The 539-nt window shown below is 73.7% G+C and carries 1 protein-coding gene; it reads right to left on the bottom strand.

Annotated features, from left to right (window positions below):
- Positions 1–148: 148 nt before the first annotated feature.
- Positions 149–539, bottom strand: a 391-nt coding sequence (locus FBF73_RS09915) for a transposase (protein WP_169435220.1), incomplete at its 5' end; no start/stop codon positions are given.

Here is a 539-nt window from a genome sequence, read left to right as displayed (position 1 = left end):
GTTCAGCGGCGGCGAGCTGCCCGGTGAGCCGGGCGATCTCCTCCCGCAGCTCCTCGACGGCCCGCCCGGCGCGGGCCCGCCGAGCCTCGATCTGTTCCAGCACCTCCCGCACCGGCACTCCGCTCGTCATTCCCGACACTCCCGCCGGTCAGACCGGCGGGTCACGCCAGGTCGGGGTGGCCGCCCCGGTCAGCCGGCGGGCCATCACCTCCACCATCGACCAGTGGATCATCGCTACCGCGCTGGCCGGTTTCGCCTCGTAGTCCCGGGCCAGCCGCCGGTGCAGCATCAACGTGCCCAGGGTCTGCTCAACCCGCCACCGCTTCGGGAGCGGGGTGAACCCCCGCGCTCCCGGCTCGCGTCCGACGACCTCGACATCGATGCCCAGACCGGCGCCGTGCTCGACGACGGTGGTCTTGAACCCGGCGTCCACCCACGCCTTGCGCACCGGCGGGGCGGCGGCGGCGACCCGGTCCAGCAGGGCGGTGCCGATGGTGTTGTCGTGCACGCTGGCTGCGACCACGACCACGGCGATGAGC

It is taken from the genome of Streptococcus mitis (assembly GCF_005144795.1).
Taxonomy (GTDB): Bacteria; Bacillota; Bacilli; order Lactobacillales; family Streptococcaceae; genus Streptococcus; species Streptococcus mitis_BB.
Note: the sequence above shows the minus strand (reverse complement) of the source record. Positions and strands in the feature narration are given on the sequence as shown.